The sequence below is a fragment of the Caballeronia sp. AZ1_KS37 genome, from assembly GCF_023631165.1.
Classification (GTDB): Bacteria; Pseudomonadota; Gammaproteobacteria; order Burkholderiales; family Burkholderiaceae; genus Caballeronia; species Caballeronia zhejiangensis.
Genome location: NZ_JALQDP010000043.1, coordinates 1 through 13,437, shown reverse-complemented (window position 1 = coordinate 13,437; position 13,437 = coordinate 1). Strand labels below are relative to the sequence as shown.

Below are 13,437 nucleotides of genomic sequence, written 5' to 3'. Positions count from 1 at the left end.
CGCTCTTCGGCGGGTGGTGGATTGGCATCCAGCAGTTTCTCGCGTTTTGCCCCGCCGGAACTATCGCCACGTCAGCGCGCGCGTGGCTGCTAGCAGGAGCAGCGATGTCCGCTCTGCTGCTCGCGAGCCTCACTGTTGTCCTTGGCAGGCAACGCGCCGCGCAGGCGGGCTTTGATCAAAGAAGCATGAGCCACGCACGGCTCGACAGCATCATCCGGTCTACGACAGACGCCATCATCACCATCGATTCGGCGCAGCGCATTCTCCTGTTCAACCCCATGGCGGAGCGTGTTTTTCAGTGTGCCGCAAGCGACGCGATCGGCGGCCCTCTGTCGCGCTTCATCCCCGAACGTTACCGTGCGGCGCACGAACATCAGGTCCGGCAGTTCGGTAAGACCGGGGTCTCAGATCGCCAGATGGGTCCGCAGCGCGTCTTGTACGGATTGCGCGCGGGCGGGGAGGAGTTCCCTATTGAGGCATCGATATCGCAGGTCGAAGATGATGAGGAGAAGCTGTTCACCGTGATTCTTCGCGACGTGACCGAACGCGTGAAGGCGGACGAAGCGCTCAGACAGTCACGTGAGGAATTGCGCGCGCTTTCTGCGAATCTCCAGGAAATCCGCGAGCAGGAAAAAACCCGTGTCGCACGTGAACTGCACGACGATCTAGGACAAACACTTAGCGCGCTCAAAATGAATGTGTTTGCGCTGCACGCACAGCTTGACACCCATATCCTGCTACATGAAGATGTTGGCACTCAGATGCAGCGCATGGTCGGTCTAATCGATCGCAATATTGCCTCGCTCAGGCGCATAGCGGCGCAACAGCGGCCCGTCATGCTTGACGATCTTGGATTGCAGGCGGCCATCGACTGGCTTGTCGACGACTTCACGCAACGCCACGGGATCGAGGTCAAACACGACGTCGAGACCGGCGAAATTGCGTTCGGCGCCGACGCAGCGACGGCGATCTTCCGTATCATTGAGGAAGCACTGACGAATGTCGCGCGTCATGCCCATGCGAGCCGCGTCGATCTGTCGCTGCGTGCCGACGGCGACAGTTGCGTGCTGCGCGTCGCCGACGACGGCATCGGCGCTTCGGCCTTGCCGGCGGCGGGCAGCAAGTGCTTCGGCCTGCTCGGCGTGCGTGAACGGGCCAATGCACTGGGCGGGCAGGTCTTCATCGATGCAATGCCAGAAACCGGGTTCGTCCTGACAGTCGTCCTGCCGCGCGAGGCGGTGCGAGACAAGGAAGCGCAACCATGACCACGAGAGTGCTAATTGCGGATGATCACGCGATGGTGCGCGACGGACTGCGCCAGATTCTCGCCAATGCGCGTGAATTCGTGGTGGCCGGCGAAGCCAACGACGCCGCGAGCACTTTAGCTTTGGTGCGCTCAACGCCAGCGCAGGTACTGGTGCTTGATCTATCGATGCCGGGCCGAAGCGGCATCGATTTGCTCAAACAGATCAAAGAGGAGATGCCCTCGCTGCGCATTCTCGTGCTCACCATGCACGCTGAGCACCAATACGCCGCACGAGCATTCAAGGGGGGCGCGTCGGGTTATCTGACCAAGGAGAGCGCGAGCGCGGAATTGCTTGCCGCCATCACCAAGGTCGCCGCGGGTGGCGCGTACGTGAGCGTAGCGATGGCGGAGCGCTTTGCCCAAAGCCTGACCGAGCCTGCCGACGCGCTGCCGCATCAACGCTTGTCGGACCGGGAATTCGAAGTCTTCCGCCGGCTTTGCGCAGGCGAATCCATCAACCAGATTGGCGAGGCGCTCTCCGTTAGCGCAAAGACCGTCAGCACGTACAAAGCGCGTGTTCTGGACAAGATGCAGATGCCGCACGAGGCGGGGCTCGTACGCTACGCGGTGCGTCACAAGCTTTTCGATGATGACGTCGACGACGGCTGAGGTGCGTCCCCAGCAACGTGTCAGCATTTCCCTACACGCCTGCCGAAATCCCTACCGAACTTTCCGCGATCGCCGATTTATTTCCAGGGTAGCGCAGCCAATAATTCGACGCATGGATTCGTCTGCCGCGCATCGAGGGCTGAGCTTTCCGGCATCCGGCTCGTACGCGAGAACACCAGTTCGACAGGAGACACAGCATGCTCTCAGTGAACGAAGGCAAACCTATCGTCCGGCAATTTGAAGCACCGTCGCCGCGCCGCGCCTTCCAGATAGCGGATATCTCTCAGCCTCCCGCGACGCGCAAGGCCGTGCGATGCTCAACCTGCTCGATGCAACATGTCTGTATGCCGAGCGGCCTCTCGTCAGATGAATATATGCGGCTAGACGCGATCATCTGCTCGACACGGAACGTGCGGCGGGGCGAGACGCTCTACCGGTCCGGGGATGCCTTTCAGAGCGTCTATGCGGTGCGCAGCGGCTGCTTTAAAACCGTGGTTGTACACCGGGACGGAAACGAGCAAGTCACGGGTTTTCATCTCGCCGGTGACGCACTTGGCCTCGACGGCGTAAGCTCCGACCGCCACGGGTGCGATGCAATTGCGCTCGAAGACAGTGTCGTCTGCATCATCCCGTTCGACCTCCTCGAACTACTTTGCCGCGAGGTCAAGGCGATCCAGCACCATGTGCATCGCCTGATGGGCGGCGAAATCGTGCGGGAATCCAACCTCATGTTATTGCTCGGCACGATGACGGCCGAGCAACGGGTCGCAGCGTTTCTGCTTAACATTTCGACGCGCATGAAGGCGCGCGGCTATTCGCCCGCTCAGTTCGTTTTGCGCATGACGCGCGAAGAGATCGGCAGTTATCTCGGCCTCAAGCTCGAGACTGTGAGCCGCATGTTCTCGAAGTTGCAGAAGGCCGGCGTGGTTGATGCGCGCGGCAAGGAAGTGAAAATCCTCGATCAGGCGGGCCTCGAAAGCGTGTGAGCACGCGCAGTGCTGCTTGTCGTCACTCGGCGACACGCAGCACTGCCGCTCCGACTACTCTGCCGTCCCGCAAATCGGCGAGCGCCCGATTCGCCTCGGCAAGCGGGTAGATCTGAGTCTGCACGCGCAATGGAATGTCGGTCGCATACCGCATGAAGTCGACTCCATCGGCACGCGTCAGATTGGCGACCGAGACGATGCGCCGTTCACCCCAGAGCAGCGAATAAGGGAACGACGGAATGTCGCTCATATGAATGCCGCCGCAAACGACCACGCCGCCCTTGCAAATCGCGCGCAATGCCACAGGGATGAGCTCACCCGCCGAGGCGAAGATCAGCGCGGCGTCGAGTTCGTCCGGCGCGCGCTCGGTGCTGCTGCCGGCCCAGGCAGCACCTGACTGCAATGCAAGTTCCTGTGCCGAGTTGTGGCCCGGACGGGTGAACGCATAGACGGTCCGGCCTTGATGCTGCGCCACCTGCGCGACGATGTGCGCAGCGGCGCCAAAGCCATAAATCCCGAGGCGCTTGGTGTGTCCCGCCATGCGCAGCGTCCGAAAGCCGATGAGCCCCGCGCACAACAACGGGGCTGCTTCAAAGTCGGTGTAGCGCCGCGGAAGATGCAGGGCAAAGTGGCTATCAACGACCATACGTTCGGCGTAGCCGCCATCAAGCGTATAGCCGGTGAAGCCGGGGCTGTCGCAGAGATTCTCGCGATCGTTGAGGCAATAAGTACAATCGCCGCACGTGTGACCCATCCACGGCACGCCAACACGATCTCCGACCGAGAAGAATTCCTGCACGCCAGGACCGATAGCGATGACACGACCGACAACCTCGTGTCCGGGGATCACCGGGCGCTTCGGATGCGGTAATTCGCCGTCGATGAGATGTAGATCCGTCCGGCAAACACCGCAGGCCGTCACGTTGATGAGCAACTGTCCGGGACCCGCGACCGGTTCCTCGACATCGGCTGCCCGCAGTAGCCGATCGGTTCCCTCATAGAGCATGGCTCGCATTATTCGCCTCCCGGCACGTGAGTTCCGCGCTGACTTCCATTCCCCGCCCTATGACCTTCATTCAAGGAACGCGCATGCCTGGGCTCCATGCCGACAGCCATGCGTTTCCCGCTGAATCTGAAATATCCGCTACGAAGCATCACCGGTCTGCACCCGACGCTCGTCAACAATTGCTCTGCGGCGCCTTCTATGACCGCGCGGTTGTTCTCGAACGCGCGTTGTAGATCCTCTTCTCGCAAAGACGCCGCGCCGAAGTGATCCTCAAGCGCTTCCGCAGAGATCGTACATTCGACGCTGCGGTCGTCCACCAAAGCGGTGAACAGCAGCGCGGGCTCATCGCTGAGATATATCGGCGCTTGCGCAAGAAACGTGATGTTCATGTCAGCACTTTCGGGTAAAGGCAAGGGCTCGAATACGGCTCTAGTGTTCGCGCTTGGCGCATGGCATGCGTTGATGCAGATCAACGATCCGGGACGGGTGCGCTTGCATCATCACAGTGTCCCACTTCCGTTTATCCGCCATGCTCACTCACCTTCCTCATGACTCGCAGGCCCGATCACATGGCGTGCATGTTCACGCCCGCCACGTCGCGTTGGCGGCACTGCTCGGGGCGTTGCTGCTCCTCGCGTCGCGAGCGCTCGCACAGTCCGAGCCGACTGCCCTAATCGACCAGCAACATTGCATGTTCTGCCACATGAACGACGCGCCTTTCCTTGCGCCGTCGTTCCAGGAGATCGCCAATCGATACCGCGACGACCCGCATGCCCAGCTCATGCTCGAACATAAGCTGCGCGTGGGAGGTCGGGCGCATTGGGGCAACATGGCGATGCCCTCGCCAGCGGAGCGCGGCGGCCCGCTCTCGCCAGAAGACGCGCATACGCTCGTCGAATGGGTGCTGCGTCATTGACACGTCCTCGGAGGAAACCGGCCATGCGTATCACCATCAAGCTCGATGCATTCGATCACGCCGGCGAATCCGCGTTTGCGGTGCTGTGGCTCGACCGGGAAAATGCCCGCTGGTCCCGCGAAGGACACGAGTGGCTCGACGTCCCACCCTGGGGAACGTGGAAGTCCGCGTCCGACGGCACGCTGTTACTCGACCCCGCCACGTCGAAAGCGCTTCTTATGCTTCACGGGCTGCGGCTAAGCACATCGAGCGACATGCGCGCTACGAAGGACACACATCAGGACGTTGCCCAACAGAGGTGGGAAGCGCAAAGGGGTCGTGCCGATTACTTCGGATGCGGCACACGCAGCAAAGCTTGCCCATTGGACAATGGCCATTGGCATGTGCAGTGCGTCGATCGCGAGAGCATCATTGCCGAGCACGAGGTGTTTTCCGACGAGCCAGACGCATTCAACGGCGGCAGTGCGCGCGCAGGGGATCCCGGCCCGTTTGCAACGTAAGACGGCATCGGATCTGCACAAAAGCGTAAGCCCAAAGGAGCTCAGTCAATTTGGGCTTACGCATTGCGCCTCTGCCGAAGCAGCCGCATGGCATTTTCGAACGCCTGATGGACCGCCATCTCGACATTCTTATCCGAACCCCGTTCGATCGGAATCAGGTTGAATTCACGGGTCACCAGATCAAGCCTGGCATCGTATCGCCGGTCCCCCGACGCGTCGCGATACGCTTCGATCGTGAGATGGCAGTTGGCAATGTCTTGCGCTGCGCGTTCAAGCCGCACGAGCTCAATGCCGGCTTCGCGTTCGACATCGTTGTTACCGGCGAAGCCTTGATAGGCGATTTGCATTCCGAGGCCCATGACGTCTTCTCTCCCGCTAACTGCTTTCGTCGCCAACTTGGCGTATGGATCTGGCGTTCAACACACGACCTTATAGTCATCCCATCGTCGTCTTTCGTCGCTTCACTGAATTGACCCACATCAACCTGTGCGTGATTACGCGGCGTCGTCCGCCGGTCCCACTACGGGTGCCAGAATGAAGCCACGAAAATTTTCCTCGATACTACGGATTTGAGCAGCGCATTGCGCGTAGAGCAAGCCGGGCCCACCGTCCATTGCGTACATGCCCTTGCACATTCCCTTGAGCCTGATTCGCGCGCGCTCACTCCCGGGTTCCGCTGGCGTGCGCGTAGCCCATAGATAGACCACGCCAGCCTCGAGCGGCCGCCCGGTTTCAATTTCGGTCTGGTCCGCGCGTCGGATGCGCGTGGCGGAATAGCGCGCAACATATTGGCGAGTGCGTTCCCAACGTTGCGTACATTCGTCGATGCCGGAACAGTCGACCGATGCGAACTCTCGCGCCTGCATGAGCGCTGACTCGGTCTGATCGAATCGATTCCAACGCACTTGTGATGCGCATGCTCCGAGTTCGATCAGCAAGATTGCCCAGATGACCCGCTTCTTCATCTTCGGCTCCGCCCTGTCTTTGTCGATGAAAGTACGATACGGGCGCGTGTTCGGAGCTCGGTTGATCTGGCTCAGCGAAGCGCATTGTGAACAGCAGCTTCACTGAAGCTCGCGCTTGGCTTCTACCGCCTGGAAAGTTTCGGACGCGTGCTCGCTGCGCGCGAGGAGTTCGTGCAATACGCGCAGGTCATCGCGGATGCCTGTCACCTCCGCTTCCAGCCGCTTGATGTCGCGGTGCATGTCGCGACGAATCTGCTGCTCCTCCTGACCGATGAAAAGCGCCGCAATGCTCGCGAACGTGAGCGACAGCATGCCGTAGCCCAACAGCACGATGAACACCGCGAACACACGCGAGGCGGGCGTGGTCGGCGCGATGTCGCCGTATCCGACCGTCGCGCTGCTTTCGAAAGCGAGCCACAGGCCTTCTGCGTAGGTATGCACACGCGGCTCGAGCAGATAAAATCCTGCGCCTGCGAGCATCAGCACGGCAGCGCCAATCGCGAGCAAAATCAACAGCCGGTGAGGTACAAACAAGGCCCGTAGCGCCAGCACGATCCTCAGCGCGAGCGCGCCCATGAACGCGAGCCTCAGCACCCATTCCGGAACGGACCACGGCGTCGCTCCGCCCAAGACGCTGAGTAGCGCTGCTATCGTCAGCGCCGCATCCAGCGCATTGCGGCGCAGAAATTTCGACGGATGGCGGGTCAAAGCGAGCATCCAGCCGAGGAGGGCCATGCCTATCAGCCCCGCTGCGGCATAGAGGCAGCGCGCAACAGTAAGCGCGAGCGCGGGACCGATGAGTTCGAGATAAAAGGCGGGAACGCAAGCCAGAAACGCCCCAAGCAGCGGCCAGCGCATGCGTTGCCACGCCCGCACCGCAGCGGGCGCATCGTGAGGCTCGACACCGTGCGAGCCGAGGGTGCGAAGCCAATGTCTCATTCTATGGTTACTTTTCCCTTGTGCCGTCACGATCGAAAGGTGCGCGTAGTGTGTAGACTCGCATCCGACGACGATCGAGCCGTTGACGCAAATCACGACTCGTGCATAGGATCAGTACGCATGCGTGCGCCGTTTGATCTGCCTCAATAAGTGTTGTACGAACCAAAACGGCGATGTCGTGCCTCGCGCAACGGCTGCGGTCATCGCTCCGCTGCGCGGCCTGACGTGGCCCGTCGAGCCCGAGCCGGACATCTACGTGCGTCAGCACGACCGTTACGCCCGCTTCGTGCGCGAAGCGCAAGGTTCGCCTATGCGCACGGCCATCGTCCATCCTTCCTCGCCGGAATCAATCACCGCCGCCATGGAGGCGCGCGATGAAGGTCTCATTGACCCCCTGCTGATTGGGCCAATAGCCGGGATCCGCGCTGCCACGGAGGCAGCGCATCTTGATCTGACGGGCGTCGCCATCGAAGCAGTCGAACACAGCCATGCAGCAGCAGCGCGCGCCGTTCAGCTGAGCGTTGCAGGCCAAGTCGTGGCGCTGACGAAGGGCAGCCAGCACACCGACGAATTGCTATCTGCGGTGGTAGCAAAAGGCTCCGGTTTGAGAACCGACCGGCGCGTGAGCCACGCCTATGCGATGGACGTGCCAACCTATCGGAAGCCGCTCCTCGTGACCGATGCGGCGGTGAACATCGCGCCGACGCTCATACAAAAGCGCGACATTTGTCAAAATGCTGTTGATCTGCTTCATCTGCTCGGCAATGAACGTCCGAGCGTCGCGGTGCTCGCCGCAGTTGAGACCGTGAGCCCGAAGATGTCCGCCACGATCGACGCTGCCTCGCTCACCGCGATGGCTGCACGGGGGCAGATCGATGGCGCGACAGTCGACGGGCCGCTTGCTCTTGACAATGCGATCAGTGCCGCCGCAGCGGCCACTAAGGGCATCGTTTCGCCGGTCGCGGGCAACGCCGACATCCTCCTTGTACCGGGTCTCGAAGCAGGCAACATGCTGGCCAAGCAGATGATGTCTTTCTGCGCCGCAGATGCAGCAGGCGTACTGCTAGGCGCGCGTGTTCCGATCATTGTCACTAGTCGGGCCGACAGTCTGCGGGTGCGGCTCGCGTCGATTGCGCTCGCGAAGCTCGCCGCTGAAAGAAGCGCACGCGGGTCGATCGCGTGAGCTTCCGGTCCCTCTCGAAGTGCGGAATACATCCGGCACCACTCAAGGCATTGGACGGACAAGGAGCACCGGACACATTGAGTGCCGCAGAAACGCTTCGGCCACACTGCCGAGAACAAGGCGCTCCGGTACGACCAAGCGTCCCCTTACGACGAGATCGGCGTGCATTTGCACGGCGTACCGCTGAGGGCATCGCGCGATCGAGTGGGTCGTGTTTTCCGTTTCGAGAAGGGCCGTCTCGCCTGCCACTCCAGCGTCACGCATACGCATGCGTGCATCGTCGATGCATGTGACGTGCATTGGAGAAAACTTCCTTGCGATGATGTGCCGGGTAGGACGAAATTGCGGCGCCGTCCGCGACAAGCAAAACGTGCACAGCGGCTTGCGAACCCTGTGCAACGCTGATCGCTTCATCCAGAGCGCGCAGCGACGATGCGCTACCGTCGAATGCGACCACAATATTCCGAGACATGGCATCTCCGGTTAGCCCAAGCCCGTTCAGTCGCTGCCCACTCAGGCAGCCCACTCAAGGTTGTCGATGCGCGAGAGTCTGCGCTCGATACGCTCGATGAAGATGTCGGCGATGCGCTTCTTTTCGTGGCCGTCGAGGCTTGCTCGGACGGCGCACCGCGCAACAGGCTGTTTGCCGACAAGCCTTGTCATTTCCTGGAATGCGGTGTTGTCGCCTCGCACGCGTTCGGTACAGAAGAATGCAAGATGCGGCAGCTTGCGCCGGTGCAAAGCAAGCCATGTACGCACCGGTGCGCTGACCGTGCCCGCCCAAATCGGCGTGCCGACAATCACAATGTCATACAGACTCACATCATACTGGGGTGGTTCGATGCGCACGCTCCGCGTGAGCACGGCGTCTATGAGAGAACGTATATACCCTGACACACCGGAGCGATCATTCAGCTCCTTGATGGCTTCGAAGTCAGCATGCAGGCGCTCGGCGAACGCTGCCCCGACAGCCCGCGTATTACCGCTGCGCGAAAAACAAACGACGAGCACTTTCGACATAAGCCTACTCCGTTAGCACTTCAGGACGCTTCGATGACGACCTTTGACGCGTTCGTGTCCGCGGCGTCACCGAAGGTATCGTACGCATCGAGTATTCGATCCAGTGTGAAGCGGTGTGTGATAAGCCGCTTCGGGTCCAGGCGCCCCGCGCGCACGGTCTTCATCAGCATCGACGTACTGACCGTGTCGACGAGCCTTGTGGTGATGTTGATGTTGCGATCCCACAGTGTTTCCAGATGAAAATCGGCTTTTTCGCCGTGCACACCGACGTTAGCGATAGTGCCACCTCGCGCGATGATCTCCTCGCACAGTTCAAAGGTCGACGGAACGCCCACGGCTTCGACCGCGCAGTACACGCCCTCGCTATCCGTCAGCCGCCGGACTTCAGCGACAGGTTCGCTCTTCGCGACGTTGATGCAAGCCGCAGCGCCAAAGGTATGCGCCGTTTTGAGCCGGTGATCGTCTCCATCTATGGCGATGATTTGCGCTGGCGCATAGAACTGCGCGGTGAGCAAGGCGAGGCCGATCGGTCCTCCTCCCAAGATTGGGACTGTACATCTTTCTGACGGGCTTCGAACGCGGCGTGCTCAATGGCCTTATTGGCCGGGTTGGTCCGAGAGCATAACGACCACGTTTCCGCGTGGAGAATGCGGGCATATTCGACTTGCGTACCGTCGATTCTATTGCCCAGAATCCTACCGCCTGTCGAGCAATCCGAGTACATGCCGCGCCGGCACGCCTCGCATTCGCCACAAGGGGAGATGCACGAAATCAGCACGTTATCGCCAGGCTCGAGGGCGGCAACGGCGGCCCCGGTTTGCTCGATGACGCCAACACCTTCGTGCCCGAGCACGCGACCAGCCTCGCAGCTCGGCACATCGCCCTTGAGAATGTGCAGATCTGTGCCGCAGATCGTCGTTCTCGTGACGCGCACGATCGCATCGGTGGAAGAGACGAGCGTCGGCAGAGGGCGTTCGTCGAGCGATTTCTTGCCAGGACCGTGATACACGAGCGCTTTCATCATCCTGCTCCATAGACGAAGAAGGTCAAAGTAACGCGGCCACTGTATTCCCCTACTAACTTCTGCAATTGACCTGAATCAAGCGGTAAGAAGAACGTAGACCAAGCGCGGCGCGATTGACTTGCGTCAACCGGGTCGTCGTGCCGCCTCTCTAGACTCGGTGCCTGTCAGTTCATATTTGCAGGTCTCGACTCCAGGAGTTAGACAATGAGCTATAAGACGATTCTCGTGCACCTCGACACGAGCGTACGCGCACACCCCCGATTGGAAACAGCTTTGCAGTTGGCCAAGCGATTCGACGCGCACGTCACCGGACTTTTTGCCGTCTTCGAGCCTGAACCGCGCGCCTTCAGCGTCATGGCGGGCACCGCCGACTACTATGAGCAGCACGCGGCCGTGCGTAGCGAACAGCGCGGCGCGATCGAGCGGCTCTTTCATGCGGAAGTCAAGCGCGCAGGCGTATCGGGCGAATGGGTCGAAACGCATGAACGGGCGAACCGCGCTGTTCCGCGCTTTGCGCGATGCGCAGATCTTGTGATTGCGAGCCAGGACGATCCGACCGACCCCGAGTCGTACGTCGGCGATCACTTCCCTGAGACCGTGATCCTCGCCTCCGGCCGGCCGGTCTTGCTCCTCCCATATACCGGCTTCTTTTCCTCGATCGGGAAGCATCCCATGATCGCCTGGGACGGTGGCCGGGAAGCAACGCGCGCGGTTCACGATGCCCTGCCCTTTCTCAAGGGAGCCGAGCGGGTCTCAATCGTCAGCATCGATACGGCCCGAGGTGAGGCGCGCGGCGACCGGATTCCGGGTGCGGACATTGCTGCCTGCATTGCTCGGCACGGCGTCAAGGCCGAAGTCTTGTCGGCCGGCGCCACGTCAGACGCATCCGCGGGCGAATTACTGTTGTCACGGGCCGCGGACCTGGGCGCAGATCTCGTGGTGATGGGCGGTTATGGACGTGCACGATGGCAGGAGCTCGTGCTCGGCGGCGCAACGAAAACGTTCCTCGGGTCGATGACCGTGCCCGTCCTGATGTCTCACTGACCTTCATGACGCAGGAGACCATCCATGTATAGCCGCATTCTCGTGCCGCTAGACGGCAGTGCGATCTCGAGTCGCGCGCTTGACGAAGCGCTTGCCCTCACGCATGACGCGGGCGCGAATATCCAGGCGCTCTACGTAATTGATGCGCCGCCGGTATGCGACCGAGCCAGCCCATACAGCTTCCAGGACTTCCACGACTCTTACGCGAGGGAAGGCAAGGCGGTGTGCGCCGAAGCTGCGCTCCGCATGGAAAACACAGATTTCCAGAGCTCAACACGGGTGGTCGAAGTGGATCTCGCCGACGACGACCTCGCACAGCGAATCGCGACAAGCGCCAGCGAGTTCCGCGCCGACCTCATCGTGATGGGCACTCATGGCAGGAGCGGCTGGCGTCGCATCGCCCTAGGCAGCGTCGCTGAAGAGCTAGTGCGCCTTTCGCCCTGCCCGGTCCTGGTGGTGCCGGCAAGAACGCGTGCAAGCGATCGAGCGGCGCAAGGGGAGTCGCCTCGAGTCGTCGAGCGCGGTTGTAATCATTAGAGGGAAACGACATCATGAATTGGAAAACGATCCTTGTCCATTTGGACGACAGCCGGCGGTCCGAGGCGCGGACGCATTTTGCGTTAGACATCGCTCGCCGCTTCGATGCCCACGTCATTGGTCTTTACCTCGTTTATCAGGACCTGCTTCGTGACGTTTTCGATGCCGCTGAGCCCACGCTACACAGCGCCTACGAAGAACATCGTCGACACTCGCTTGACAAAGCGCGCGAAGCGTTCGAGCATGCGACAAAGTTGGCTGGCGTCAGCGCCGAGTGGCGCGCGCCGACAGGCCCCGTGCTCGATGCGGCTATATCGCACGGGCGTCATGCCGATGCGCTTGTGCTCGGACAGGACGATCCCGATGATTCTGGAGCCTTTGTTGCGCGACACTTCATCGAGGATGTCGTCTTTGGTTCAGGCCGCCCGGTCCTGCTCGTACCGCGCGCTGGCGACATCAAGACCATTGGAGAGAATGTGGCCATCGCGTGGGACGACAGTCGCGAGGCCGCTCGCGCCGTCGCCGATGCGCTACCCATCCTGCATCGCGCGCGCTTCGTCGAAGTCATGACCGTCGAGCGCAATCGGGACGAGCAAGCGCCCGCAGGCATTGAGATCTCTGCATATCTCCATCGACAAGGCGTGCGCGCGAGCTTTTCTTCGACGCCTCGCCTCCGCGGGGAAAACACGGGCATGACCTTGATCGACCGAGCGAATAGTGTTCACGCGGACCTGCTTGTCGCGGGTGCTTATGCCCACTCGCGCGGGCTCGAGCACGTGCTCGGTGGGGTTACGCGCACTCTGCTGGAAACATCAACGCTTCCAGTTCTGCTGTCGCACTGAAAAGCGGCGAAGCGATGCGCTCGAGTTCGTGTGCATCGCTTCGCTCAACAGTAGCATGGGCGGGTCGGCCCGCCGACCTGAAGCCCGCAACTGTTCGCGATGTCTTGCTAATCGGCGTTTTTCCAAATTGTGTACTGAACGACTGCAACACTGATGATGATCACAATCAGTATCGCAATACCGACTATCCCTAGAATCTTGCTCATCGCGTGAACTCATGAGTTTTGGTCCGAGCGTTCAGGTTATGACCGATAGTCCCATAGCTGATTGACTTGGATTAAGTGTTTCTGCTTTCGAGACGCGCCGGACGCTTTCGTGGCCGCAACTTAGCGCGGCTGGGCGTGAGGCTTCACGTGTCGTCGAACTGAGGGTGGTCGTCTCGCGCCCGCCTTTGCACAGAGTTGACCTGTATCAATCGCGCTGCGGCGATGCAGAGATAACGTGCGATGGGCACGGCGCAAGCGCGCCGCGGTCGCAGGACGCTAGTCGACTGCGTCATTGATTTGGCACCTGGCGGATTCGACGTGAAGGATCGTCATACTTCCACTTGATCGGCTTTG

The 13,437-nt window shown here is 60.9% G+C and carries 16 protein-coding genes and 3 pseudogenes; 9 read left to right on the top strand and 10 right to left on the bottom strand.

Annotation, left to right across the window (positions count from 1 at the left end; all coding sequences use genetic code 11):
* The first annotated feature begins 104 nt into the window (after positions 1–104).
* The 3 genes from NCS00_RS29160 to fnr all read left to right on the top strand — a co-directional run bounded on the left by NCS00_RS29160 (position 105) and on the right by fnr (position 2,901).
* A complete protein-coding gene (locus NCS00_RS29160) occupies positions 105–1,265 on the top strand; it encodes a PAS domain-containing sensor histidine kinase (RefSeq protein WP_250441672.1) in 1,161 nt (386 codons plus the stop codon).
* Positions 1,262–1,915, top strand: a complete 654-nt coding sequence (locus NCS00_RS29155) for a response regulator (RefSeq protein WP_250441671.1) — start codon at positions 1,262–1,264, stop codon at positions 1,913–1,915. Before NCS00_RS29160 ends, NCS00_RS29155 begins: the two co-directional genes overlap by 4 nt.
* A 197-nt stretch (positions 1,916–2,112) precedes the next feature.
* Positions 2,113–2,901 carry a fumarate/nitrate reduction transcriptional regulator Fnr gene (gene fnr, locus NCS00_RS29150; RefSeq protein WP_250441670.1) on the top strand — a complete coding sequence of 263 codons (789 nt, stop codon included), beginning with the start codon at positions 2,113–2,115 and terminating at the stop codon, positions 2,899–2,901.
* 22 nt (positions 2,902–2,923) lie between these two features.
* Here fnr and NCS00_RS29145 read toward each other — a convergent pair whose 3' ends face one another.
* Both NCS00_RS29145 and NCS00_RS29140 read right to left on the bottom strand, forming a co-directional pair.
* Entirely contained in the window at positions 2,924–3,916 is a 993-nt protein-coding gene (locus NCS00_RS29145) for a zinc-dependent alcohol dehydrogenase family protein (protein WP_250441669.1), read from the bottom strand.
* Positions 3,916–4,296, bottom strand: a complete 381-nt coding sequence (locus NCS00_RS29140; RefSeq protein ID WP_350029742.1) for a DUF1488 family protein — start codon at positions 4,294–4,296, stop codon at positions 3,916–3,918. The genes NCS00_RS29145 and NCS00_RS29140 overlap by 1 nt, the downstream gene beginning before the upstream one ends.
* 140 nt (positions 4,297–4,436) lie before the next feature.
* Here NCS00_RS29140 and NCS00_RS29135 point away from each other — a divergent pair, with 140 nt between their 5' ends.
* Positions 4,437–4,823: a c-type cytochrome gene (locus tag NCS00_RS29135; RefSeq protein ID WP_250441667.1), complete on the top strand. Its 387-nt coding sequence runs from the start codon at positions 4,437–4,439 to the stop codon at positions 4,821–4,823.
* 23 nt (positions 4,824–4,846) lie between these two features.
* Entirely contained in the window at positions 4,847–5,323 is a 477-nt protein-coding gene (locus NCS00_RS29130; protein WP_250441666.1) for a DUF3564 family protein, read from the top strand.
* Between the two features lie 56 nt (positions 5,324–5,379).
* Here the strand turns inward: NCS00_RS29130 and NCS00_RS29125 are convergent, their stop codons facing one another.
* From NCS00_RS29125 to NCS00_RS29115, 3 genes are all read right to left on the bottom strand, one after another.
* A complete protein-coding gene (locus tag NCS00_RS29125) occupies positions 5,380–5,682 on the bottom strand; it encodes a hypothetical protein (RefSeq protein WP_250441663.1) in 303 nt (100 codons plus the stop codon).
* A gap of 135 nt (positions 5,683–5,817) precedes the next feature.
* Entirely contained in the window at positions 5,818–6,288 is a 471-nt protein-coding gene (locus NCS00_RS29120) for a hypothetical protein (protein ID WP_250441662.1), read from the bottom strand.
* A 99-nt stretch (positions 6,289–6,387) separates the two neighbouring features.
* Positions 6,388–7,146, bottom strand: coding sequence for a potassium channel family protein (locus NCS00_RS29115; protein WP_250441661.1), 759 nt, complete (start codon positions 7,144–7,146; stop codon positions 6,388–6,390).
* A gap of 223 nt (positions 7,147–7,369) precedes the next feature.
* On the opposite strand from NCS00_RS29115, the pseudogene NCS00_RS29110 reads away from it, so the two are divergent.
* Positions 7,370–8,410, top strand: a pseudogene (locus NCS00_RS29110) (bifunctional enoyl-CoA hydratase/phosphate acetyltransferase); the annotation flags it as partial.
* Between the two features lie 42 nt (positions 8,411–8,452).
* Here NCS00_RS29110 and NCS00_RS33740 read toward each other — a convergent pair.
* The 5 genes and pseudogenes from NCS00_RS33740 to NCS00_RS33730 all read right to left on the bottom strand — a co-directional run.
* Positions 8,453–8,578: a universal stress protein gene (locus tag NCS00_RS33740; protein WP_250442062.1), complete on the bottom strand. Its 126-nt coding sequence runs from the start codon at positions 8,576–8,578 to the stop codon at positions 8,453–8,455.
* 88 nt (positions 8,579–8,666) lie between these two features.
* On the bottom strand, positions 8,667–8,882 hold the full coding sequence (locus NCS00_RS29100) for a universal stress protein (RefSeq protein ID WP_250441659.1): 216 nt from the start codon (positions 8,880–8,882) through the stop codon (positions 8,667–8,669).
* Between the two features lie 41 nt (positions 8,883–8,923).
* Complete coding sequence (locus tag NCS00_RS29095; protein WP_250441655.1) at positions 8,924–9,430, bottom strand: flavodoxin family protein; 507 nt, start codon at positions 9,428–9,430, stop codon at positions 8,924–8,926.
* A gap of 20 nt (positions 9,431–9,450) precedes the next feature.
* Positions 9,451–9,995 (bottom strand): annotated as a pseudogene (locus NCS00_RS33735) (zinc-binding dehydrogenase); the annotation flags it as partial.
* A gap of 66 nt (positions 9,996–10,061) precedes the next feature.
* Positions 10,062–10,451: pseudogene (locus tag NCS00_RS33730) on the bottom strand (alcohol dehydrogenase catalytic domain-containing protein); the annotation flags it as partial.
* A gap of 207 nt (positions 10,452–10,658) precedes the next feature.
* On the opposite strand from NCS00_RS33730, the gene NCS00_RS29085 reads away from it, so the two are divergent.
* Genes NCS00_RS29085 through NCS00_RS29075 form a run of 3 tightly spaced genes read left to right on the top strand, consistent with a single transcriptional unit; the run spans position 10,659 to position 12,877 of the window.
* The gene (locus tag NCS00_RS29085; RefSeq protein ID WP_250441654.1) at positions 10,659–11,498 is read left to right on the top strand and encodes a universal stress protein; all 840 of its coding nucleotides are present in this window, start codon (positions 10,659–10,661) and stop codon (positions 11,496–11,498) included.
* Between the two features lie 24 nt (positions 11,499–11,522).
* Positions 11,523–12,035 (top strand): universal stress protein, encoded by a 513-nt coding sequence (locus tag NCS00_RS29080; RefSeq protein WP_250441653.1) that lies wholly within the window; start codon positions 11,523–11,525, stop codon positions 12,033–12,035.
* 14 nt (positions 12,036–12,049) lie between these two features.
* Positions 12,050–12,877, top strand: coding sequence for a universal stress protein (locus NCS00_RS29075; RefSeq protein WP_250441652.1), 828 nt, complete (start codon positions 12,050–12,052; stop codon positions 12,875–12,877).
* The last annotated feature ends 560 nt before the right edge of the window (positions 12,878–13,437 follow it).

Bases quoted from the DNA above. Each gene is read 5' to 3' on its own strand.
- NCS00_RS29115 (WP_250441661.1), bottom strand. From the start codon at position 7,146: ATGCGCTGGCCGCTGCTTGGGGCGTTTCTGGCTTGCGTTCCCGCCTTT.
- NCS00_RS29085 (WP_250441654.1), top strand. From the start codon at position 10,659: ATGAGCTATAAGACGATTCTCGTGCACCTCGACACGAGCGTACGCGCA.
- NCS00_RS29140 (WP_350029742.1), bottom strand. From the start codon at position 4,296: ATGAACATCACGTTTCTTGCGCAAGCGCCGATATATCTCAGCGATGAG.
- NCS00_RS29160 (WP_250441672.1), top strand. From the start codon at position 105: ATGTCCGCTCTGCTGCTCGCGAGCCTCACTGTTGTCCTTGGCAGGCAA.
- NCS00_RS29125 (WP_250441663.1), bottom strand. From the start codon at position 5,682: ATGGGCCTCGGAATGCAAATCGCCTATCAAGGCTTCGCCGGTAACAAC.
- NCS00_RS29130 (WP_250441666.1), top strand. From the start codon at position 4,847: ATGCGTATCACCATCAAGCTCGATGCATTCGATCACGCCGGCGAATCC.
- NCS00_RS29135 (WP_250441667.1), top strand. From the start codon at position 4,437: ATGCTCACTCACCTTCCTCATGACTCGCAGGCCCGATCACATGGCGTG.
- NCS00_RS29075 (WP_250441652.1), top strand. From the start codon at position 12,050: ATGAATTGGAAAACGATCCTTGTCCATTTGGACGACAGCCGGCGGTCC.
- NCS00_RS29155 (WP_250441671.1), top strand. From the start codon at position 1,262: ATGACCACGAGAGTGCTAATTGCGGATGATCACGCGATGGTGCGCGAC.
- NCS00_RS33740 (WP_250442062.1), bottom strand. From the start codon at position 8,578: ATGCACGCCGATCTCGTCGTAAGGGGACGCTTGGTCGTACCGGAGCGC.
- NCS00_RS29095 (WP_250441655.1), bottom strand. From the start codon at position 9,430: ATGTCGAAAGTGCTCGTCGTTTGTTTTTCGCGCAGCGGTAATACGCGG.
- NCS00_RS29145 (WP_250441669.1), bottom strand. From the start codon at position 3,916: ATGCGAGCCATGCTCTATGAGGGAACCGATCGGCTACTGCGGGCAGCC.
- NCS00_RS29100 (WP_250441659.1), bottom strand. From the start codon at position 8,882: ATGTCTCGGAATATTGTGGTCGCATTCGACGGTAGCGCATCGTCGCTG.
- fnr (WP_250441670.1), top strand. From the start codon at position 2,113: ATGCTCTCAGTGAACGAAGGCAAACCTATCGTCCGGCAATTTGAAGCA.
- NCS00_RS29120 (WP_250441662.1), bottom strand. From the start codon at position 6,288: ATGAAGAAGCGGGTCATCTGGGCAATCTTGCTGATCGAACTCGGAGCA.
- NCS00_RS29080 (WP_250441653.1), top strand. From the start codon at position 11,523: ATGTATAGCCGCATTCTCGTGCCGCTAGACGGCAGTGCGATCTCGAGT.